This window comes from Neobacillus dielmonensis (assembly GCF_000612665.1).
Taxonomy (GTDB): Bacteria; Bacillota; Bacilli; order Bacillales; family Cytobacillaceae; genus Neobacillus; species Neobacillus dielmonensis.
The window spans coordinates 42225-63298 of the sequence record NZ_HG942042.1; the positions used below are offsets into that span (position 1 = coordinate 42225).

22 protein-coding genes are annotated in these 21074 nt (G+C 37.4%); 15 read left to right on the forward strand and 7 right to left on the reverse strand.

Annotated features, from left to right (window positions below):
- Nucleotides 1-225: 225 nt before the first annotated feature.
- The gene (locus BN2425_RS04900) at nt 226-2766 is read right to left on the reverse strand and encodes a PAS domain S-box protein (protein ID WP_052352781.1); all 2541 of its coding nucleotides are present in this window, start codon (nt 2764-2766) and stop codon (nt 226-228) included.
- Between the two features lie 314 nt (nt 2767-3080).
- Between BN2425_RS04900 and yhfH (BN2425_RS04905) the strand changes: the two genes are divergently transcribed.
- The 6 genes from yhfH (BN2425_RS04905) to BN2425_RS04930 all read left to right on the forward strand — a co-directional run bounded on the left by yhfH (BN2425_RS04905) (nt 3081) and on the right by BN2425_RS04930 (nt 4578).
- A complete protein-coding gene (gene yhfH / locus BN2425_RS04905; protein WP_074433009.1) occupies nt 3081-3215 on the forward strand; it encodes a protein YhfH in 135 nt (44 codons plus the stop codon).
- Between the two features lie 76 nt (nt 3216-3291).
- Entirely contained in the window at nt 3292-3426 is a 135-nt protein-coding gene (yhfH, locus tag BN2425_RS04910) for a protein YhfH (RefSeq protein WP_074433010.1), read from the forward strand.
- Between the two features lie 77 nt (nt 3427-3503).
- A complete protein-coding gene (gene yhfH, locus BN2425_RS04915; RefSeq protein WP_081798007.1) occupies nt 3504-3632 on the forward strand; it encodes a protein YhfH in 129 nt (42 codons plus the stop codon).
- Nucleotides 3633-3706: 74 nt separating this feature from the next.
- A complete protein-coding gene (gene yhfH, locus BN2425_RS04920) occupies nt 3707-3841 on the forward strand; it encodes a protein YhfH (RefSeq protein WP_074433012.1) in 135 nt (44 codons plus the stop codon).
- A gap of 285 nt (nt 3842-4126) precedes the next feature.
- Nucleotides 4127-4312 carry a hypothetical protein gene (locus BN2425_RS04925; RefSeq protein ID WP_042455763.1) on the forward strand — a complete coding sequence of 62 codons (186 nt, stop codon included), beginning with the start codon at nt 4127-4129 and terminating at the stop codon, nt 4310-4312.
- A 14-nt stretch (nt 4313-4326) separates the two neighbouring features.
- Complete coding sequence (locus BN2425_RS04930) at nt 4327-4578, forward strand: transcriptional regulator SplA domain-containing protein (protein ID WP_042455766.1); 252 nt, start codon at nt 4327-4329, stop codon at nt 4576-4578.
- A gap of 36 nt (nt 4579-4614) precedes the next feature.
- Here the strand turns inward: BN2425_RS04930 and BN2425_RS23305 are convergent, their stop codons facing one another.
- Nucleotides 4615-4800 (reverse strand): cold-inducible protein YdjO-related protein, encoded by a 186-nt coding sequence (locus BN2425_RS23305; RefSeq protein WP_074433013.1) that lies wholly within the window; start codon nt 4798-4800, stop codon nt 4615-4617.
- 88 nt (nt 4801-4888) lie between these two features.
- Between BN2425_RS23305 and BN2425_RS22700 the strand changes: the two genes are divergently transcribed.
- Entirely contained in the window at nt 4889-5053 is a 165-nt protein-coding gene (locus tag BN2425_RS22700) for a hypothetical protein (protein WP_042455812.1), read from the forward strand.
- 73 nt (nt 5054-5126) lie between these two features.
- Here BN2425_RS22700 and BN2425_RS04940 read toward each other — a convergent pair whose 3' ends face one another.
- On the reverse strand, nt 5127-7049 hold the full coding sequence (locus BN2425_RS04940; protein ID WP_042455769.1) for an endonuclease MutS2: 1923 nt from the start codon (nt 7047-7049) through the stop codon (nt 5127-5129).
- Between the two features lie 451 nt (nt 7050-7500).
- On the opposite strand from BN2425_RS04940, the gene BN2425_RS04945 reads away from it, so the two are divergent.
- Nucleotides 7501-8103 (forward strand): SCO family protein, encoded by a 603-nt coding sequence (locus tag BN2425_RS04945; RefSeq protein ID WP_042455771.1) that lies wholly within the window; start codon nt 7501-7503, stop codon nt 8101-8103.
- A gap of 63 nt (nt 8104-8166) precedes the next feature.
- Here the strand turns inward: BN2425_RS04945 and BN2425_RS23310 are convergent, their stop codons facing one another.
- The gene (locus BN2425_RS23310) at nt 8167-8298 is read right to left on the reverse strand and encodes a hypothetical protein (protein WP_264757799.1); all 132 of its coding nucleotides are present in this window, start codon (nt 8296-8298) and stop codon (nt 8167-8169) included.
- Nucleotides 8299-8503: 205 nt separating this feature from the next.
- Between BN2425_RS23310 and BN2425_RS04950 the strand changes: the two genes are divergently transcribed.
- Entirely contained in the window at nt 8504-10123 is a 1620-nt protein-coding gene (locus BN2425_RS04950) for an ABC-F family ATP-binding cassette domain-containing protein (protein ID WP_042455774.1), read from the forward strand.
- A gap of 37 nt (nt 10124-10160) precedes the next feature.
- Here the strand turns inward: BN2425_RS04950 and BN2425_RS04955 are convergent, their stop codons facing one another.
- Nucleotides 10161-10295 (reverse strand): YuzL family protein, encoded by a 135-nt coding sequence (locus BN2425_RS04955; protein ID WP_154663460.1) that lies wholly within the window; start codon nt 10293-10295, stop codon nt 10161-10163.
- A 99-nt stretch (nt 10296-10394) separates the two neighbouring features.
- Here BN2425_RS04955 and BN2425_RS04960 point away from each other — a divergent pair, with 99 nt between their 5' ends.
- On the forward strand, nt 10395-10637 hold the full coding sequence (locus BN2425_RS04960) for a YkuS family protein (RefSeq protein ID WP_042455777.1): 243 nt from the start codon (nt 10395-10397) through the stop codon (nt 10635-10637).
- 285 nt (nt 10638-10922) lie between these two features.
- On the opposite strand, the gene BN2425_RS04965 is transcribed toward BN2425_RS04960, so the two are convergent.
- On the reverse strand, nt 10923-12089 hold the full coding sequence (locus BN2425_RS04965) for a D-alanyl-D-alanine carboxypeptidase family protein (RefSeq protein ID WP_052352782.1): 1167 nt from the start codon (nt 12087-12089) through the stop codon (nt 10923-10925).
- 254 nt (nt 12090-12343) lie between these two features.
- Complete coding sequence (gene mprF, locus BN2425_RS04970) at nt 12344-14857, reverse strand: bifunctional lysylphosphatidylglycerol flippase/synthetase MprF (RefSeq protein WP_042455780.1); 2514 nt, start codon at nt 14855-14857, stop codon at nt 12344-12346.
- A 217-nt stretch (nt 14858-15074) separates the two neighbouring features.
- Between mprF and BN2425_RS04975 the strand changes: the two genes are divergently transcribed.
- The 5 genes from BN2425_RS04975 (at nt 15075) to BN2425_RS05000 (ending at nt 21033) form a co-directional block, all read left to right on the forward strand.
- Nucleotides 15075-15533, forward strand: coding sequence for a cupredoxin domain-containing protein (locus tag BN2425_RS04975; protein ID WP_042455783.1), 459 nt, complete (start codon nt 15075-15077; stop codon nt 15531-15533).
- 311 nt (nt 15534-15844) lie between these two features.
- Nucleotides 15845-18103, forward strand: a complete 2259-nt coding sequence (gene pflB, locus BN2425_RS04980) for a formate C-acetyltransferase (protein ID WP_195891901.1) — start codon at nt 15845-15847, stop codon at nt 18101-18103.
- A gap of 137 nt (nt 18104-18240) precedes the next feature.
- Nucleotides 18241-18999, forward strand: coding sequence for a pyruvate formate-lyase-activating protein (gene pflA, locus BN2425_RS04985; RefSeq protein ID WP_042455788.1), 759 nt, complete (start codon nt 18241-18243; stop codon nt 18997-18999).
- A 462-nt stretch (nt 19000-19461) separates the two neighbouring features.
- Nucleotides 19462-20265, forward strand: a complete 804-nt coding sequence (gene yidC, locus BN2425_RS04995) for a membrane protein insertase YidC (RefSeq protein ID WP_042455794.1) — start codon at nt 19462-19464, stop codon at nt 20263-20265.
- 189 nt (nt 20266-20454) lie between these two features.
- On the forward strand, nt 20455-21033 hold the full coding sequence (locus tag BN2425_RS05000) for a YhcN/YlaJ family sporulation lipoprotein (RefSeq protein ID WP_042455797.1): 579 nt from the start codon (nt 20455-20457) through the stop codon (nt 21031-21033).
- Nucleotides 21034-21074 lie beyond the last annotated feature (41 nt).

The window sequence follows — 21074 nt, forward strand, 5'->3', positions numbered from 1 at the left end:
CGATTAAAAGAACAAGAGGATGATAATTGGTTTACAACCACTTCAATTATATTACAATAACATTTCCATCCGACCGATCCTTTCCTCCATTAGCAGGTATTTCATCTTTTGGTAAACACAACCGCCTTAGACATCGCCCTGTGACCTCCTAGCAAACGATATCGATTTTTTTAATATCTTGAATTTCAGACAAAAAAATAACGGAAAAAAGTTTTTCCGTTATTTTTAAGCGGTTTTGGCCGGCAGCAGTATATTAAACGTGGTCCCTTTATTTGGCTCACTCTCTACAAATACTTTCCCATTATGGCTTTCAATAATTTTAAAGCTCATCATGAGCCCTAGTCCATTGCCATTTTTCTTTGTGGTAAAGAACGGTTCACCTAATTTCGTCAATTTATCCTTAGGAATACCTACTCCCGTATCCTGTATGGAAATATGAACATTATCATCCTGTATCATGGTTTTCACATGGAGATCGCCGCCATTTGGCATCGCTTCAATACCGTTTTTGATAAAGTTTAAGAACACTTGCTTTAACCGATTTTCATCACACTCGATTTGAATAATCTCTCGATTGCAGTCAAAATGCACTCGGACATTTTTCTTTCTGGCTTCAAACTCAAGCAAGGACACAACATTTTTTATCACCGGTACGACATTCTTTTCTTCGAGTTCTACAGCTTTTGGTTTTGCCAATACCATAAAGTCCTCGACAATATTATTTACCCGATCTATTTCATCAAGAATAATATTCAAAAACTCCAAGCGCTCCGGATCTTTCTCATCTAGCTGTAAGAACTCGGCATACCCCTTCATGGACGTCAGAGGATTACGGATTTCATGGGCAACCCCTGCCGCGAGTTGGCCAACTGCAGCTAATTTGTCTTGACGATGAAGGACCTCTTCCTGACGTTTTCTCTCTGTAATATCATTGCGAATTGCCAAGTATTGGTATGGTTTCCCCTGTTCATTGATAAAAGGAACGATTGTCGTATCTACCCAATAATAACTGCCATCTTTTGCCTTGTTTCGGATTTCCCCTTTCCATACTTTACCTTGGCCGATTGTCCTCCACATATTCTTAAAAAATTCTTTTGAGTGATAACCGGAATTTAACATACTATGATCCTGACCGATAATTTCCTCACGGGTATACTTGGAAATTTCACAGAACTTGTCATTGACATTGGTAATTTTCCCTTTGGCATCCGTAAATGCCACTATTGCGGATTGATCCAAGGCGAATTTTATATCGGTCACTTCTTTAATCGTTTCTTTCAGATTTTCTTCCGCCAGTTTTCTATCTGATATATCCGTTCGTATTGCAACATATTGGTATGGTTTCCCTTTGTCATTTAAAAAAGGAACAATGGTGGTATCCACCCAATACAGCGAACCATCCTTCGCACGGTTGCAAATTTCACCGACCCAGACATTCCCGGTTCCAATAGTTCTCCATAAATCTTTAAAGAACTCTTTTGAATGATAACCGGAATTTAAAATTCTATGATCGTTACCAATCAATTCGTCTCGGGTGTATTTAGATATCTCACAAAACTTATCGTTTACCGTGGTAATTCTTCCTTTTTCATCTGTAATAGCAACAATCGAGGATTGATTAAGGGCAAACGTAATATCCCTTACTTCCTTGATGGATTCTAAAAGACTCTGCTCAGCTTGCTTCCGTTTGGTAATATCCGATCGTATCGCGATATATTGAAATGGTTTTCCTTTTTTATCCAAAAAAGGAACAATGGTCGTATCCACCCAATAAAGTGATCCATCTTTAGCTTTGTTTCGGATTTCCCCACGCCAAACTTTTCCGGATTGAATAGTTTTCCACATGTTATGGAAAAACTCTTTGGAGTGGTAGCCGGAATTAACGATCCGATGGTTCTTCCCAATTATTTCCTCCTGGGAATACTTGGATATTTCTTCAAATTTATCATTTACATACATAATCGTGCCGTTTGCATCGGTTATGGCGACAATCGTTGATGCATCTAATGCTGCTTTAATATCCTTTAAATTGGTATCACTGGCCGCCAGCTGTTTACTAATGAGGGTACTTGATACAATAAGACCGCCCATAATTAATATAGAAACAAATAATACTAAATAAATAATAAATATATTGGCTGAACTTGTCTTGGCCATTTCCTCAGCTGCAGAAATAACCGATGCTTTTTTCAAAAGAACATGCCCCTCGGCAAATGCTAAGGTAATAATAATTGCACTGACAGGCTTTAACCAAATGATATTATCTTTTGTAAAGCTTTTTGTGGAAAATAACATCCATAATGATAAGAACAGAGCAGCAAAAATGACTAAACATGAAAAGATAAATAAATAAATATTATACTGGATGTTGAGCCCCATCGAATAAATATTCACAACATGAATAGCAAGTACAGCAACTGTAAGAAACAAACTGCCTAATAGTAAGTGATAAACGCCAACTTTTCTTCCGTAAAATGGTAAAAATGCCATCGCTGTAAAGGCAATTCCAATAAAAATGGAAAGAATAGTAAGCGGAATATTATAATTGGCTAACAGCTTATCGTCTGATGTTAACAGCCCGAAGAAATTGGTAACCCATATACCAATTCCCATGGCAATGGTACCACCTAGGAACAACCAGCTTTTATTCTTCTCAGATGAACGAATAATGGAATACATATCTAATGCTGTATATGAAGCCATAAAGGTTAAACCTATAGCAATTATAAAAAAGTAAGGATAAAAATCCCCAATAAGACCATTCATTAATCCGCATCTCCCCTATCTCTTAAAGTTTCTAATACGATTGTAATGCAAACCAACAAGTTATGAAAGTATAAAAACAACAAGAAGGAAATGCTTTTCATTTAGTTTATCCGAATTTTAGTTTCCCAATTATATCACTCAGTGATCTTAAAGCTTGAAATGGGAAGGTAAAATGAACAGTAGACAAAAAGTCTTAATCTTCAAAAAAATCCTGTTTTTTTTTAAAAAAAGGCTACACATTTTTATTATTATTGTTTATACTGTACTATAACAAGATTAAATTTAACATTCTGTATTATAAAGGAGGCGGTTAAATGTTGTTAAGTCCAGTTGAGTTTTTTCGCAATTTACCCAAGAAGGAATGTCCTAAATGTGGTCAGGTAATGGAAGAACAGGCCGAGTCCTACATTATGGAGTGCGAAGGTTGTTTAGCAAAGAAAGTGGAATAAGCTATATTTTTTTATCCTTTCTGTATTATAACAAATCTGTATTTTTCAATCTGTATTATTAAAGGGAGGGGTTTTTGTGTTAATGAGTCCAGTTGAATTTTTCCGCAACATGCCTAAAAAGGAGTGTCCTGAGTGTGGTCAGGTAATGGAAGAACAAGCCGAATCCTACATGATGGAATGTGAGCGCTGTTTAGCCGAAAAAGCGGAATAATCCTTTTTATCCTTCCTGTATTACAACAAGTTTCATTACTTTTATCTGTATTATTAAAGGGAGAGGTTTTTGTGTTAATGAACCCAGTTGAATTTTTCCACAGCTCGCCTAAAATGGAATGTCCTGAATGTGGTCAGGTAGTGGAGGATCAAGCCGAGTCCTACATGATGGAATGTGAACGCTGTTTAGCAGAGAAAGTGGAATAATCCTATATTTTTTTCTATCCGTACTTTAACAAGTTTTAGTATTTTAATCTGTACTATTAAAGGGAGGGGTTTTTGTGTTAATGAGTCCAGTTGAATTCTTTCGTAACATACCTAAAAAGGAATGTCCTGAGTGTGGTCAGGTAATGGAAGAACAAGCCGAATCCTACATGATGGAATGTGAACGCTGTTTGGCTAAAAAAGCAGAATGACCAAAAAACTCTCCATATGGAGGGTTTTTATTTTATGACTTTGTCACAAAATAATTGTTGATTTTTTAAACTCTGGTGATTGGGGTGTAAAAACACTCGGTTCATGCAAGTGTATGGGATTGGAGGAGCCTACACGGCACGCCGCCGAAAAGCGAGCGGCTGGAGCAAAAATCAACAGTTAAGTTTAATAAGGCATATTTTTAAAAAATTACCTAAACAGAGAGAAAAAGCCAGACATAAATGACAGTTTCCTTGTAAAACCTGTTATATAAAGGGGATGATTGGGTGGCGAAGAAAAAGGACTATCTTACAACCGCGCCAAAAGATAGGTTATTTACCATTAATAATGGAGCTGTATTTCCAAACTTAAAAAACATACCTGGAGAATCAGTGGACGAACATGAATTCTTAGAAGAGGCTAATACACTGATAGCAGGGGCTGAAATTGGCCAGCAAAATGAGAACTTATAAAGGAAGGATACTGGATGGATTTTTTTAATATTAACGAAGCAAAACCCGGTGATGAAGTATTTGTGATTTATCGTAACCCTCATGTACCATCTGTGGCAAATGTTAAGCAAGCAGAAATTGTGCAGCATCCAAAAGATCCAAATTCACTAGCACTGTTTTTAAATGAGACCCTTCACGTTATTGAAGATGATGATGCGCTGTTTCCTTCGTTAGAGGCTGCTCAAAGAGCTTACGACGAGAACTACTTCGACTTTGAAGCAGAATAAAAGACTGTCACTAAGACAGTCTTTTGCCTCTTTTTATTAAATTTTTGGTAACTCTCTAATTTCTAATAACATTTCTGTTCCACACATTGGACAAAGCAAATCGTCTGCTGCAAAATCCTTTCTCATCCAACCAATGCAGCTTTCATCCATACAAGAATAAATTTCGGTTTCTACCAGGACTGTTTCTATTTCTTCCTCTTTTGCCCGTTTACCAAAAAAAATTGGAACCGCCTCCTTTTACTTATAGTATGTCCAAAAAACTACTTTTTCATTGTCAATCATTATATAATTTATCGGAGGTATGATGGATATGTCATCTAATCAGAAAAGATATACAATAGTAGGAACAGACATCGAAGAGGTCCAAAGGCTAAATAGCCAATCTGGATTGAGCTATAACCAGGTGAAACAGCTGCTTGCAGCGAAATATTTCCAATCCAAGGAAAACCCTTCTACAAGCAATCCCCAAGGATGACAAAGCGAAGAAAACTAAGGGATGACACAAGATGTCATCCCTTTTTAATAAGCATTTAAAGCTGGTTGGAAGTTCAATCGTTTATGTCAATTATAATGTTGTCATCATGTCTTTTGGAGAGGATTTTACTCTTTTTACGATACTCCTTCGATTGAAAAATAATATCGAAATCATAATCAGGTGGGTATAAGTCTGCTGCAGGGATATAAAGTTTTAGCCTTTTATGATTGATTGTCAGCTTTTCACCTTTTATTTGAACGACATAATTTCCAAGGTGATCCGGTCCTTTATAAACGATTCCATATTCATTGCTCGGGGTTATTTTCACATTATCTCCTTGATGGAAGACAACAATGCTGTCTTTATTTGAAATTGACTTGTCAACTTTATGTTTATTGATAATAATCTGCCTATCTAGTTCCCTTTGTATCCAATAGTCCATTTTTTCAGAGCTATACTCTTTGTCTTCTTTATAAGTAACAAAATGTGCCCTTTCAATAATCTTCGGGTGTACCCCCAATTTTAATGCAATCGCAAACGCTTGGCTGTCACCACCTCGGCCAATCGTTAACCTGTAAGTCGGACTAAGGGTGTTTAAATCAAACTCCATCGATCCATTGATAAATCCCGGATGTTTTTCAGCAAAATCCTTTATTTCGCTATAATGAGTTGTAGCTAGCAGGGTTGCCCCTTTGTCATGTAATGTTTCTAGTATGGCCGTGGCTAGACCCATTCCCTCTCCCGGATCCGTCCCCGCTCCTAGTTCATCCAGCAAAGCTAATGTCTGATCATTTGCATCTTTTAATATTTCAATTATATTGACAATTCGCGAACTAAAGGTGCTTAAATTCTCAGTTATACTTTGACCGTCCCCAATATCAACCAGTATACGCTGGTAAATATTTATATTACTTGTTTCAGCTGCCGGAATATGAAGACCACACTGGACCATTAAAGTTAATAAACCAACCGTTTTCATCGTTACAGTTTTTCCTCCCGTATTAGGTCCAGTAATAACGAGTGAAGAATGATCTTGAGTCAATTTTAACGATAATGGTACCGCATTTTCCCCTAATAAGGGATGCTTTGCATCACATAACTCAAGAATGCCTAATTCATTAACAAACGGCTTACAGCCATTGATAGAACGGGAATACTTTGCTTTAGCAAATAGAAAATCATAATGAATCATCGTTTCAACGGCCAACCTAAGTTCGGGCTCCTTCTCCTCCACCAAACCTGTTAAATATTGGAGCACCTTTAGGACCTCCACCTTTTCTTCAGAAATTAGCCAATTTAATTGTTCTTGCAGGTTAGAAACCTCTTCGGGCTCGATGAAAAGAGTAGCACCAGATGCGGAGGTATCCAAAACTGTTCCCTTTATTTTACTCCGAAACTCCTTTTTAATTGGAACCACATAGCGGCCATTCCTCTGTCCGACAATATGCTCCTGCAAATAAGTTTTATATTTGTTCGAGCGAATCATTTGCATGACTCTTTCCTTTAATCGTTCTTCCTGAAGCACAATTTGTTTTCTAATCTTTAATAATTCCCTGTTTGCATAATCGTCTACCCTTCCATTCCTAATACAACGAGTAATTTCTTTACCTAATTCTGGCAATTCTTCGATGGAATGGATATAGGAAGATACCCTGGGAGCATCATATGCTTTTTCCTTCATGTAACGCCGCATTTTTGCACAGCTATCTAAAAAGTTATAAAGCTTGGTTAATTGATCCGGCCTTAAAGCCGTACCTTTATTTAAAGATCCTAGAATCTGTCCTAAGCCGTCCAATCCATGAACAGGAACACTGGCACTTTTATTTAATAACTGTACTGCCTCCGAAACTTCTTCCAACCATGCCTCTATTTGGTTCTTATTCACGGACGGTTTCATTTGTTCAATTCTGCTCTTGCCTTCCACAGTTAATGCATATCGAGTTATACAATTTTTAATTTGATTAAATTCCAATGTTTCAAATGTATTTAGATTCAACTTGTTTTTCCTCCCAGAAATAAAATAGCCGCACTGAACTAGTCAATGCGGCAAATATAGCTTAAGTGTAATCATCTTGCATACTCTTACTTGAACAAAATAAAAACTGTCTACACGAGTGTACACAGCTACATAATTTTGATGTATGCTTATGTTTTGCCCATTGTTCTTAACTACATTTCAATCCATAGTTAATAAAACCCGGATTCCATCTTTAAAAATGGGGTCAGATTGAAATGAAATTATCCAATTGTTTGGATTAGTTAAGAACGACACCTAACATAAAAACATACTCCTATATTTTAATTTTCAAGTAAGGGCTTACATTTTTTAGCATAAATCGTATGGAACCATTTGTCAATCCCGATTCCTTAAACTGTTAGTTTAGTTCACAAAATATCCATACCTTTTTTAAATAAACTTGATTATCTTTATTATAGGAGGGGATTCAATGAAAAGGATTTATATCATATGCAGTTTAGCAATTTTTATAGGGGTAACATCTGGAATATCGTTTTTCCTAATCCGTGATGCTAATGCCTCTATTCCCGGAGATGCTGCCTTAATCGATCAAAATGGAGAAAAATATACATTTGGAGAAGACAAAACCAAGTTAAAACTGGTGGAATTTGTTTATACTCATTGCCCAGATGTTTGCCCAATGACAACCCAAAAAATGGTCGAGTTAAAACAGGATTTAGAAAAGAACAGTGTCTTTGGCAAGAATATCGAATTTATTACAGTCACTATAGATCCGTATCGCGACCGACCAGGAGAATTAACAGAGTATATGAATGGATTTAAAATTGAAAACAATGGAGATTGGCTGTTTTTAACTGGGGAAAACAAGAATATTGAAACCGATCAAAAAACGCTTCGAAAAATAACCGAACCCTTACAGTTTCAATATAAGGACCCCGGCAACGGCCAGTTTATTCATACTACCTTTGCCTATTTGGTTAATGAAGATAACAAATTTGTGACAAAGTTTCCAATGGGAAAAGATTTTAACAAACAGGAAGTCTATGACAAAATTATGGACCAGCTTCAATAGCCCTCTTCATTATAAAAAAACGGTTAATCTATAAGATTAACCGTTTTGTCCAATTAACCAATATTAATTTACGGAAGTTGGGGTTTTAAGCTGCAACAAGGATAAATGGTAATTGGATTTAGGTTTCGTTAAACTTGCTTTAATGCCAGCCTTTTTTAATTTGTTAACGAGTTCAGAAAGCTGTTTTTTTGCCATCCTTCTCACCTTCTTCTACTTCATAAATCAATTCTACAACAAATTTATGAATAAAGTGTGAAAACTTGAAAATTTTTTTTGGGAAATTCCCCTTGGTTTATTTATTAAAATTTAGTTTGCATATCTTTCCACCTTGAAAAGTTCGCTCTTACGGTGAATAAATGGTATAATTTAAAGCAATATGTTTTTTGGAGGATGCAATTAAATGATAACTGTAAGTAATGTAAGTTTAAGATATGGTGACCGTAAATTATTTGAGGATGTTAATATTAAATTTACACCTGGTAACTGCTATGGGCTAATTGGGGCAAATGGTGCCGGCAAATCTACCTTTTTAAAAATCCTTGCCGGAGATATTGAAGCCCAAACAGGTTCTGTTCAAATGGGACCGAACGAACGAATGGCTGTGTTAAAGCAAAACCATTTTGAATACGAAGAATTTCCTGTTCTGCAAACTGTTATCATGGGACACACACGGCTCTATGAGGTCATGAAAGAAAAAGACGCCATTTATATGAAAGAAAATTTCACTGATGAGGATGGCATGAAAGCAGCTGAATTAGAGGGAGAATTTGCAGAATTAAATGGTTGGGAAGCCGAGTCTGAGGCTGCAATCCTTTTAAAAGGACTGGGAATTGGTGAAGATTTACATGACAAAAAAATGGCTGATCTGTCCGGTTCTGAAAAGGTTAAGGTATTGCTGGCCCAAGCTTTATTCGGCAAACCTGACGTTTTACTATTAGATGAGCCGACCAACCACTTGGATATTAAAGCAATCCAATGGCTGGAAGAGTTTTTAATTAACTTTGAAAATACTGTTATTGTTGTTTCCCATGACCGTCACTTTTTAAATAAAGTTTGTACCCATATTGCCGATTTGGATTTTGGAAAAATTCAAATCTACGTTGGCAACTACGATTTCTGGTATGAGTCAAGCCAATTGGCATTAAAGATGTCTCAAGATGCTAATAAAAAGAAAGAAGAAAAAATCAAGGAATTACAAAGCTTTATCGCTCGGTTTAGTGCCAATGCTTCAAAATCAAAACAGGCAACTTCTCGGAAAAAACTACTCGATAAAATTACTCTTGAAGATATCCGGCCATCTTCCCGCCGTTATCCATATGTAGGTTTTACACCGGACCGGGAAATTGGTAATGATTTATTAAGGGTCGAAGGATTATCTAAAACCATTGATGGAGTAAAAGTTTTAGACAATATTAGTTTTATTATGAACAAAGGCGATAAGATTGCTTTAGTCGGGGCTAATGAGCTTGCAAAAACTACTTTGTTTAAAATCTTAATGGGTGAGATGGAAGCGGACAGTGGTACCTTTAAATGGGGGATCACTACCTCACAAGCGTACTTTCCTAAAGATAACTCCGAATTCTTTGAGAACTGTGAATTAAGCTTAGTTGATTGGCTGCGTCAATTCTCTCCAAAAGATGATAGTGAGAGTTTCTTGCGTGGGTTCCTAGGCAGAATGCTGTTCTCAGGTGAAGAGGTGTTAAAGAAAGCCTCAGTTTTATCTGGTGGCGAAAAAGTTCGTTGTATGCTTTCTAAAATGATGTTAAGCGGAGCAAATGTTTTGCTACTCGATGAGCCTACGAACCATTTAGATTTAGAGTCGATTACTGCTCTAAATAATGGACTAATTAATTTCAAAGGTTCGTTGTTGTTTGCATCCCATGATCATCAATTCATTCAAACCTTAGCAAACCGTATTTTTGAATTAACACCAAACGGGTTAATTGATAAGCAAATGAGCTATGATGAATATCTTGAGAGCAGTGAGATACAGAAGCTTGCTGCTGAAATGTATAAGTAATTTTATGGGGCACCGATTATGGTGCCCTTTTATATGATTATGGTCGTTTCTGTTTTTTTCTCGATGACGGTTCCATCCTAGAGCCAGTTTCAGTTGTAGTGGTTCCTTGTCCTTCCACTTCCGGTGAACCAAGTACCATTTTAGATGGATTTTTTTTATGTTTGCCCACTATCTACACCTCCCTATCATAGTTTTAGAAACAATATCCTTGATTATGCGGAATATTTCTGAAACCCCGTGGCATCCTAATTAATAGGAGGAGGTGTTTGATATGGCTAGAGTTGGAGTAGAACAATCTCTTACAAATATTACACAAGCTCTTAGGAATAAAGGGCATGAGGTAGTGGAATTAAAGCAAGAGACAGATGCACAAAACTGTGATTGCTGTGTTGTTACAGGCCTTGATTCTAATGTGATGGGTATGCAGGATACTGTAACCAAAGCTCCTGTCATTGATGCAAATGGAATGTCAGCTGACGAAGTATGTCAAGCTGTAGAGAGCAGACTTTCCTAATTACATTTTTAAGACTAAAGGTTTTACTTTAGTCTTTTTTATTGCATAAGTGATGGCAATAATTAAGTACCTGAAAAAATACCTGAACTATTCATTATTGTTACGATTTCATAGATGTTTGCAGGATAATATCCCGATAGGACCCGACAGCCATATACTCGCCATAGAGTCCGGCAATATGGGCCTTGCTTGCTTTACTTTATCGCCATGATTATGTTCCTCTTTTCATGTTATTAGCCTCAACCTATAAAAAAAGCCATGATTGTTCATGGCTTTTTCGTTTGCCTATAAATTTCGGTTAAACTTCCTGCCTGCACCAAATAATATCGCAATAAATGCAATCAAAATGAGTCCAAACCCTCCAGCACTATATACAAGCGGAGAACTAGAACTTGACTCCTTGGTTTGTTTCTTCGGTAATTCCTTTTTAACTATTGGTTTCTTGTAGGTTAACTGAACCTGTTGGAGGACTTGTCCACTTTTATTTTCAATCGATAACAGGCCATTTTCATCCACTTTTTTTACTGCTCCATCCTTTTCCTCGGTTATCATAAGGTCATGATCAGGAACAAAATCTTTATCATCCACCTTAAAAATATCTCCCTGCTTAATGCTAGCATGTTGAAAATGAGCAGTTCCATAATCAAACAACATGGCTGTATCGTCATATTTATCTTTTTTTAGGTCTGATTTTAATACCACAGCTGTCATTTTCAGATTGCCATTATCTACTGTAGTAGCCAAGGTTTGTTTTGACTCTGTTACATAGCCTGTTTTCCCACCTGTTATTCCTGGATAAGGCAGTTCCCCTTTTAACATCAAGTGGTGTGTGTAAAGCTGAGTCTGCCAGGATTGTCCTTGCCATTGCAATTCTTTAGTTCCGAATATCTCAGCAAAGACAGGGTTTTTCATAGCGTAATTCGTAATTATTGCCAAGTCCATTGCAGTAGTATAATGGTTTTCATCAAACAATCCATTAGGGTTTGCAAAATGAGTATTTTTTACACCAATAACCGTTTGCAAATACTGATTTATATTCTCTGAGAATTTTTCTACACTTCCATCAATATGTTCAGCAATGGCGACGGCTGCATCATTTCCTGAGTTAATCAGCATTCCCTGGATCAGTTTCTTAAGTGGAACTTGTTCCCCTTCTTCTAGGTATACCCTCGTCCCATCTTGCCTTACAGCGTTAGCACTGACTTGCACAATGCTATCTAAATCTCCTTTATCAATTGCATAAATGGCCGTAGCAATTTTAGTTAAGCTTGCTGGATACATACGCTGATCAGCATTTTTTGCATAGAGAACAGCATTAGTCTCAGTGTCCAACAGCGCAGCAGCCTCGCTCTTTAGTTGTAACTCTTGATCCTGTGAAGATTGTGCCAATACATCTATTTTTGGAGTCGAACTTAAATAAATGACAAAAAATAGAATAAGTAGTTTTTTCAAATAAAACACCCTAACTCGTTATTATGGTATACGTGGACTTGCCCTAAATTTGGCTGTTGATTTCCGCTCCAGTCGCTCAGCGAACCCGCCGATGTGCGCCGGGGGAGCCTCCTGCGAGAGTACCGCGCCTGTAGTGTCTCCTTAGCCCCGTACTCCCGCAGGAGTCGAGCGCCTTCCGCTCCAATCTACAGATTAAAAAATTATTTTCGTTTAACAGTGCAAAAAAAAATATTCATACTAAACCGTTTCATTATCTATGGTCTTCCTCTAGAAATCAATAGGGTAATTTGTGCCATTGTGATTGGCAAAGAAGATTTTTTTCGATATGCTAAATATTTTGGCTCCCATATTTCGGTGTATTTTTGCTTAAATTTTCGTAAGCCTTGAAATTGGTAGATAAAGTGTCCATGCAAAAAGATTTGCGCGGCAATTTTTTCACTCAAAAAAGCAAACTTTGACAGACCTACATTTGCCAATGGAGCCATTCCCATATTAAAACGTTGATATCCCTGTTCTTTTGCCCACTCCATCACTGCCAAGAAGGCATAATCAATAATTTCAGATGGCAGTTCCGCCCTAAATCGAATTAAATCCACAGAAATGGTTTGTTTCTCATCATATACATACATAATACTCATAAATCCAAGCATTTGATTGTTTGAATCACGAACTACAGCAACAGGTGCCTTGTTCAAATAATCTTCATCAAAGCACCCAAGGGAGAAACCTTTCTCTCTTCTCCCCTGAAGCCACTCGGTTGAAACCGTTCGCAATTCATTGAATAGTTCTTTAGAAATCGGTGGTTTTACTACTTCAAATGAATATTGTTTTTTTAGATTCCCGAAGATCTCACTATCGGAAAGTGAAAACTGGATTAAATCGACAATACCTTCTTCTCCTAGCTTAAAAAAAGCAAACCCATGATTATGGAGATACGGCAGCATTGCCTCCCCCACTTCGTAAAATACCAAGGTAAATCCGTGCAAATCTGCCAATTCTTGAAATTCTTCAATTGCATTTGAAAGTTCGCTTTTTTCCCCTATCGGTTCCCCCAAGATAATGAATTTATCAGCATACCTTTGATAGGTGATTAATACGTTCTTTTTCTGATTCCAAAAAATAAATTTATCATGCAGGAAAATTAAATGGGCAAGCCCCTTCCCGCTGTATTTGTGAATATGTCGATAAATTTCATCTTCCTGATTGGAAGACAAAAGATATTTCCATTTCTCGGGTTTACTTATCAGGTACCCCACTAGCAATATAGCAGATGCAATGATTAACCCAATTAATGCACTAATAAATAAATCCCGATAATCGACCAGTATGTATGGTTCAAGTGTTCTGGGGATTCCCATTTTTGCTGTAGGTAAATTTACATAACCAATGAACAAATACATAGAAGTAATAACCAAAATAACGGCAATATCAAAGGTGGTTTTCCCCCATGTCAAACAATAGTTTTCCCGATAAAAATGCCCTTTTGAAGCTCTCAAGAGCAAAGCCACGGCGATTAAAAAGATAGCTTCCTCATAATCAATACCTTTAAAGATTGAAAATAAAGCGGCAAGGATTAATGCCAGCATGGTTAATTCATACGTTCTTTTTACCCGATATTCAATTCCGCGTGATAACCCCAAGAGTAAAAAACCCGCTGCTACAGAAAGCTGATGGGAAATATTAATAACAGGAAAAGCTACTAACTCCTTGGCTATTTTAAGCCTAGAAATGATTCCCGGTATACTTGCAGATAAAAGCAAAATTAAACCCGATAAAAATACAAGTATCGTTAAAATAACATGACTTAAACCTTGTAAAATCGTTTTCGGAATGCCATTCCAGGACTGGTTCCACTTTTTCCATGATATTTTCACAAAGAAAATAAAACTAAAGATAAACGGAATGATATAGTACCCAATCCGATATAACAATAACAAGACCAAGACTTTTTCCTGTGGAAGATTTAATTCCTGCATCCCCCAAATAAAAACTAAATCGAAGGAACCCAAGCCTCCAGGAATCATACTAATAATCCCGGCACATGCGGCCGCAACGTAGATTGGAAATAGCTCCCCTGCTGAAATTCGGATCCCTAAAATAATCGATAATAAATAGATAGCTCCAAATACTGCCGCCCACTCGAAAACAGAAACAACGATAAGCGCAGTTCTTGTTTTCACGGTAATCAACGATACAGCGTCTTTTTGTGCCTTATAGGAATGAAAAGCCAAAAATATTGGCAAGTACAAACATACACCGAGAACAGCAAGAAAAAGCCACTTACTATCACTAAATAGCGGAAAATGTGGAAAGCCGATAGCTGTGACCCACGCGAGAACAGATATTCCCGTTAGGTAAAATAGCGATACAGCTGCTATAGCTCCAAGAAGCCGACGTTTATCCTGTTCGAGCTTACTTAGAAAATAGGCTCTTAACATTGCACCCGCTATTCCTCCAAATCCTATTAAATTCGAAAAGGAATTCGCTATAAACGATTTTTCCAACAGCTCTACTTTGGATACCCTTTTTCCTAAGATCCGAACAAGGATAAAATCATAGAGGACCATTGGAATTAAGGCTGCAAATGTAATGACTACAATAAGAATCAACATCCAGAGATGCAGCTGACTTACTTCATTTTCTAGGAGCTCCACATTTAAATGGCTTATAAACTTTTTTATTTCAGCCAGTGCAAGAATTAACAAACACATCGGGATAATTATTTTGAGTAGATTAACAATCTTTTCTTTACTTAACCGCAACAACATGACCACCCATTTTTTGTTCCTGAATTTACTATAAACGTTTCCACAGGAAAATGGTATTGAATTCTGTATAAAACTTCTTTATACCATCATTGACCTTTTAGCTATTGGTCAATCCTTCATCAAGTTTTTTTAATAGACAAATTTTAAAAAAGAGACAAGTTTTCCATCCCTTACAGCATAGATATAAATAGGACAAATTATCAGAGGGGGTTTATAAGTGAAATTCTTGGTATTAAAGAAAGAGACACTATTATTTTTTTTGACGGCAGGAATCATGCTGGCAGCTATTTCGGCATGGTTTATGCTTAAAGCTGGGGATGCGGCTGTGTTTAACCAGGCAGCCACTGAAGGAAAAATACGTGAAATCCATATGGTGACAGTAGAATACAAAGCGAACCTGAAAGACGGCAAGGAAATCGAGGTATACCGATGGGATCCTGGTACCATCTCTTTAAAAACCGGAGAAAAAGTACAATTGTATATCACAGGAATAAACGGTGAAAAGCATCCATTTTATATTGAAGGAACAGAGATTAAGGGCACTGTAAAAAAGGGGGAGGAAACACTTGTCCCACTGCAGTTCGACAAACCCGGAACGTATAGATTGGTTTGTGAAACCCATTCTAATCTCAAAACTAACGGACCAATGGTAGCTGATATTGTAGTGAACGACTAACAGGGGTATTTCCCCTGTTTTTTTATGCTGTTTCAACTGTTTACACTATGGAAATGTTGTTATTTTAGGCTTTTCTGTATATAACAGATGGATTATGCATTCTGTTTTTTATAGTACAGATAATATATCAGCTTGATACAGAATAAAAAAAACGTCACACATTATTCAAAAAGTCCTTTTTAAAACGCTAGTTTCACAATTTATTAACATTTGTATGTTGTTTCGCAAAATGACGCTGTTATACTTGAAGTGTGGAAGAAAAACAATCCTGTTATAAAAATTGTTTTTATTAAACCAAGAGGTGAATAATGATGGAACAATGGCAAGGATTTAAAACGGGTGTTTGGACGAAAGAAGTAAATGTACGCGACTTCATTCTCAAAAACGTGTCTCCCTATACTGGTGATGAAAGCTTCTTAGAAGGGGCTACTGAGGCAACTAAAAAACTATGGGAACAAGTAATGGAACTTTCCAATAAGGAACGTGATGCTGGCGGCGTATTAGATGCCGATACCAAAGTGGTATCTACCATTACTTCACACGATCCTGGATACTTAAATAAGGAACTAGAACAAATCGTTGGATTTCAAACTGACAAACCTTTCAAACGTTCACTCATGCCATTCGGCGGAATCCGCATGGCAAAAACTGCTTTGGAATCATATGGATATGAACTAGATCCAGAAGTTGAACACATCTTTACAGATTATCGCAAAACTCACAACCAAGGTGTATTTGATGCCTACACACCAGAGATGAGAGCTGCACGCCATGCAGGTGTTATTACTGGACTTCCTGATGCTTATGGCCGCGGCCGCATCATCGGCGACTACCGCCGTGTTGCATTATATGGTGTAGATTTCCTAATGAAAGAAAAACTAAGAGAATATAACTATATTGGCAGCCGCACGATGTCCGATGATGTGATTCGTGACCGCGAAGAATACAGCGAACAATACCGTGCATTAAAAGAATTGAAACAAATGGCTGCCTCCTATGGTTATGATATCTCAAAACCGGCTAGCAATGCAAAAGAAGCGATTCAATGGTTATACTTTGGCTATTTAGCTGCCATTAAAGAACAAAATGGTGCTGCAATGAGCCTTGGCCGTACTTCTACATTCTTAGATATTTATGTTGAAAGAGATATACAGAATGGTACTTTAACAGAACAAGAAGCACAAGAATTAGTTGACCATTTTGTAATGAAACTCCGACTTGTTAAATTTGCTAGAACCCCAGAATATAACGAATTATACAGCGGTGACCCTACTTGGGTGACTGAATCTATTGCCGGTATGGCTCTAGACGGCCGTCCATTAGTGACTAAAAACTCTTTCCGCTTCTTGCATACTTTAGATAACTTAGGACCAGCCCCAGAACCAAACTTGACGATCCTTTGGTCTACTAAGTTACCTGAAGGTTTTAAACAATATGCAGCAAAAATGTCTATCAAATCAAGTGCAATTCAGTACGAGAATGATGATATGATGAGAGAAATTTATGGCGATGATTATGGTATTGCCTGCTGCGTATCCGCAATGAAAATTGGTAAACAAATGCAATTCTTCGGTGCCCGCGTAAACATTGCTAAAGCATTGCTTTATGCAATTAATGGCGGTGTTGATGAAAGATACAAAACCCAAGTCGGACCATCATACCAGCCTATCACTTCAGAGTATTTAGAGTATGATGAAGTAATGAAAAAATATGATGTGATGCTTGACTGGTTAACTGAGCTGTATGTTAACACACTAAATGTCATTCACTATATGCATGATAAATACAGCTATGAAAGAATTGAAATGGCACTTCATGACCGGGAAATTCTACGTACGATGGCTTGTGGTATTGCTGGACTTTCTGTTGCAGCTGATTCTCTCAGCGCAATCAAATATGCAAAAGTTAAAACAATTCGCGATGAAAATGGTTTGGTTGTGGACTACGAAATTGAAGGCGACTATCCTAAATACGGCAACAACGATGATCGTGTAGACGAAATTGCAGTTGGTCTTGTAAATGAAATCATGAACAAAATCAGAAAACACAAAACTTACCGTGGTGCTGTTGCTACACAATCCGTTTTGACCATCACTTCCAACGTGGTATACGGTAAAAAAACAGGTGCAACTCCTGATGGACGTGAAGCTGGCGTTCCATTCGCTCCAGGTGCTAACCCAATGCATGGCCGTGATTCAAAAGGTGCCCTTGCTTCCCTAACTTCCGTAGCAAAACTGCCTTATGAATCTTCATTAGACGGTATTTCTAATACGTTCACGATTACGCCAAAAGCACTTGGCCGTGAAGATGAAACGCAAGTGAAAAACACAGTAGCGATGCTTGATGGCTATATGACAAAGCGTGGACACCACCTCAATGTTAACGTGTTAAACCGTGACACATTGTTAGATGCTATGGATCACCCAGAGTTGTATCCACAATTAACCATCCGTGTTTCTGGATATGCTGTTAACTTTATAAAACTTACGCGCGAACAACAAATTGATGTTATCAATCGTACGTTCCATGAAAGCTTAAGTGCCGCAAAGGAACCTGTAACTATTAGCTAATTAGGCACGGGGAAGGAATTTATCCCTTCCCCCCTGTTTTTCTCGTTAATTGAGAATGAATTACAATATCAAAAAACAAATAGCTTAAGAGCCTCACTTATTTGAGGGCGCTTGATATTTGAAGGGGGATTAGTTTTATGAACGGAAATATTCATTCCATTGAGTCATTTGGTACGGTTGATGGGCCAGGCATTCGCTATGTAATTTTTACCCAAGGATGCTTGCTCCGCTGCCAGTTTTGCCATAATGCCGATACATGGGAAATTGGTACAGGAAAACAAATGTCAGTGGAAGAAATCATCCAAGACTTAACTTCCTACCTTCCTTTTATTGAAGCGTCAGGCGGAGGCGTTACGGTTACAGGCGGCGAGCCTTTATTGCAATTGCCATTCCTTTTGGAGTTATTTAAGGAATGCAAAAAGCTTGGCATTCATACAACGATTGATTCATCAGGCGGCTGTTATTCACATGCCCCTCTGTTTCAAGAGCAATTAAATGAAGTACTGAAATATACGGACTTAATCTTATTAGATTTAAAACATATTAATCGTAAAAAGCATATTGCTTTAACTGGAATGGGCAATGATCATATATTGGAATTTGCCAAACTATTATCCGATCGAAAACTGCCGATATGGGTACGACATGTATTGGTCCCAACGGTAACGGATGATCCAGAAGATTTGGAGAAACTGGGTGAATTCATCGGTACGTTAGAAAATGTAGAGAAAATCGAAATACTTCCTTATCATCAGCTAGGTGTCTATAAATGGGAAGCACTTGGATATGAATACCCATTAAAAGATGTAGATCCGCCAAGTCAAGAACAAGTAAATTATGCCTATAATATGTTAACTGCCCATTGGAATAATTTAAAAAACACTAATTCCATCTAGGAACTAGTGTTTTTTTACTATTCTCAAGTCGGCCTGTTCATGCAGGAATAACTCCCCTAAATACGGCAAGTTTACAGAGATTCATTGATTATTTAGCCAATCTCTTATATACTCATATCATTGGTTCTGGTTAGAGAGGTGAAAATTTTGTTTCAATTAATAATAGAACATCTTGATATAACTACTTTTTACGCCATAACGTTCAGTTTTTATTTCGGTCTTGTCTTAAGATCGTTTTGGCAATGGGGAGTTAAGTATTCCTTTTTTGGAGTAACAAATCCCGAGAAAACAAAAGTTTTTCAACCTCTGTTTTTTTATCAAATAAATAATTGCCTAACCGGAAGCCTTATATTGATTCGAATTGTAAAATACATCCGCAGGAAACAATGCCAAATGGATGATTCTGAGGATCCATTTTCCTCCACACTCACAACAAATATATAATCACTTTTAGGAGGAAATATGAGAAAAAAATACTCTTCAGCTATTTTACTTATACTATTATCTTTAACGGTCCTAGTATTGTCAGCATGTTCAGGACAATCAACTCAAGCAGCACAGACCGGAAATAATGATGGATTTTTCCATACTTATTTTGTCGAGCCGTTTACGTTTGTCATTGGCTTTTTTGCAGACTTTTTTAATGGAAATTACGGTTTAGCCATCATCCTTGTCACCATTATTGTTCGGCTTATATTAATGCCACTAATGCTGCGCCAGTATAAAAATTCAATGGCTATGAAGGAAAAAATGGATAAATTGAAGCCGGAGATGGACGAAATCCAGAAGCGGCTAAAGGCCGAAAAGGATCCACAAAAACAGCGTGCCATCCAGGCAGAAATGATGGGTCTGTACAAAAAGCACGGTGTAAATCCACTCAATATGGGATGTTTACCTCTGCTGATTCAAATGCCAATTTTAACAGGATTTTATTATGCCATCCGAGGATCAAAAGAAATTGCCTCTCACAAATTCTTATGGTTTAGTCTTGGCCAGCCAGATATCGTAATAACCATCCTAGCTGGTGTCATTTACTTTTTGCAATTTAAGGTTCAACAATCCACAATGCCTGAAGCCCAGCGCCAGCAAATGAAAATCATGGGGCTAATGTCACCACTAATGATTGTCATGTTTTCTTTTAGTGCACCTGCAGCCCTTCCGCTTTATTGGGTAGTCGGTGGAACTTTCTTAACGATCCAAACGATGATTAGCCAAAGACTATACAAACCAAAAACGACAAATGAAGTAACCGCAAAACAAAAATAGAGTTAATAAAAGAAAGCATCGGTGCAGGAGCCGATGCTTTCTAACTTATTTGTGCCTCTTTTCAAACTCCCAATCCCCCTTTCCATCCTTACATATAAAAGTAGTCCCTATCAACACTTTATTATTGAATTAAAGTATTCCATTCAAGGAAACCTATATTTAACCAAGAAGTTTTAGGAGTGATAAAATATGCCAATGAAACAAGTAATAACTGGATTGTTACTCCTTGTTCTCTTTGTTGCCGGGTGTTCTAATCAAAACGGTACTGATAACTCCAGCAATAGTATTTCTGATGAAACCGGCCCGGCTAGAGACGATAATATCCCTAACCATGGCGGCCCCGCCATAACAGGCGTTGATTCCAGCAATCCAACACTTGACAGGGGTAGCCAGCAAAACAAGCTAAACAATCGTAAGCATAAGAGCCATCAAACCACGATTCGAGTATCAGATGCTGCCGCTAACAAAGCTGCAGACTTACCTGATGTCAACCGTGCTGTGGTTATTGTAGTGGACAATAATGCTTATGTCGCAGCAGTTCTTGACCGTTCCTCACCTAACTTCCAGACTAACGGGATTGAAAATAGTATAACAAGAACCATAAAACAAGTAGATAAAAACGTTAACAATGTATATATTACATCCAGCCCTAAATTCTATAGATCGTTTCAGGGCTTTGCCAGAAAGATTCGAAGCAACAGCCCTAGTTCTGATTATTATAATGATTTGACTGATACAATACGGCAGGCATTTCCAGATGTAAAGTAAAAAAAGAGGCTGACATAAGCGTCAGCCTCAGATTGTCGAGA

Bases quoted from the DNA above. Each gene is read 5' to 3' on its own strand.
- BN2425_RS04900 (WP_052352781.1), bottom strand. From the start codon at position 2,766: ATGAATGGTCTTATTGGGGATTTTTATCCTTACTTTTTTATAATTGCT.
- yhfH (WP_074433009.1), top strand. From the start codon at position 3,081: ATGTTGTTAAGTCCAGTTGAGTTTTTTCGCAATTTACCCAAGAAGGAA.
- yhfH (WP_081798007.1), top strand. From the start codon at position 3,504: ATGAACCCAGTTGAATTTTTCCACAGCTCGCCTAAAATGGAATGTCCT.
- BN2425_RS04930 (WP_042455766.1), top strand. From the start codon at position 4,327: ATGGATTTTTTTAATATTAACGAAGCAAAACCCGGTGATGAAGTATTT.
- BN2425_RS22700 (WP_042455812.1), top strand. From the start codon at position 4,889: ATGTCATCTAATCAGAAAAGATATACAATAGTAGGAACAGACATCGAA.
- BN2425_RS04945 (WP_042455771.1), top strand. From the start codon at position 7,501: ATGAAAAGGATTTATATCATATGCAGTTTAGCAATTTTTATAGGGGTA.
- BN2425_RS23310 (WP_264757799.1), bottom strand. From the start codon at position 8,298: ATGGCAAAAAAACAGCTTTCTGAACTCGTTAACAAATTAAAAAAGGCT.
- BN2425_RS04950 (WP_042455774.1), top strand. From the start codon at position 8,504: ATGATAACTGTAAGTAATGTAAGTTTAAGATATGGTGACCGTAAATTA.
- BN2425_RS04960 (WP_042455777.1), top strand. From the start codon at position 10,395: ATGGCTAGAGTTGGAGTAGAACAATCTCTTACAAATATTACACAAGCT.
- mprF (WP_042455780.1), bottom strand. From the start codon at position 14,857: ATGTTGTTGCGGTTAAGTAAAGAAAAGATTGTTAATCTACTCAAAATA.
- pflB (WP_195891901.1), top strand. From the start codon at position 15,845: ATGGAACAATGGCAAGGATTTAAAACGGGTGTTTGGACGAAAGAAGTA.
- pflA (WP_042455788.1), top strand. From the start codon at position 18,241: ATGAACGGAAATATTCATTCCATTGAGTCATTTGGTACGGTTGATGGG.
- yidC (WP_042455794.1), top strand. From the start codon at position 19,462: ATGAGAAAAAAATACTCTTCAGCTATTTTACTTATACTATTATCTTTA.
- BN2425_RS05000 (WP_042455797.1), top strand. From the start codon at position 20,455: ATGCCAATGAAACAAGTAATAACTGGATTGTTACTCCTTGTTCTCTTT.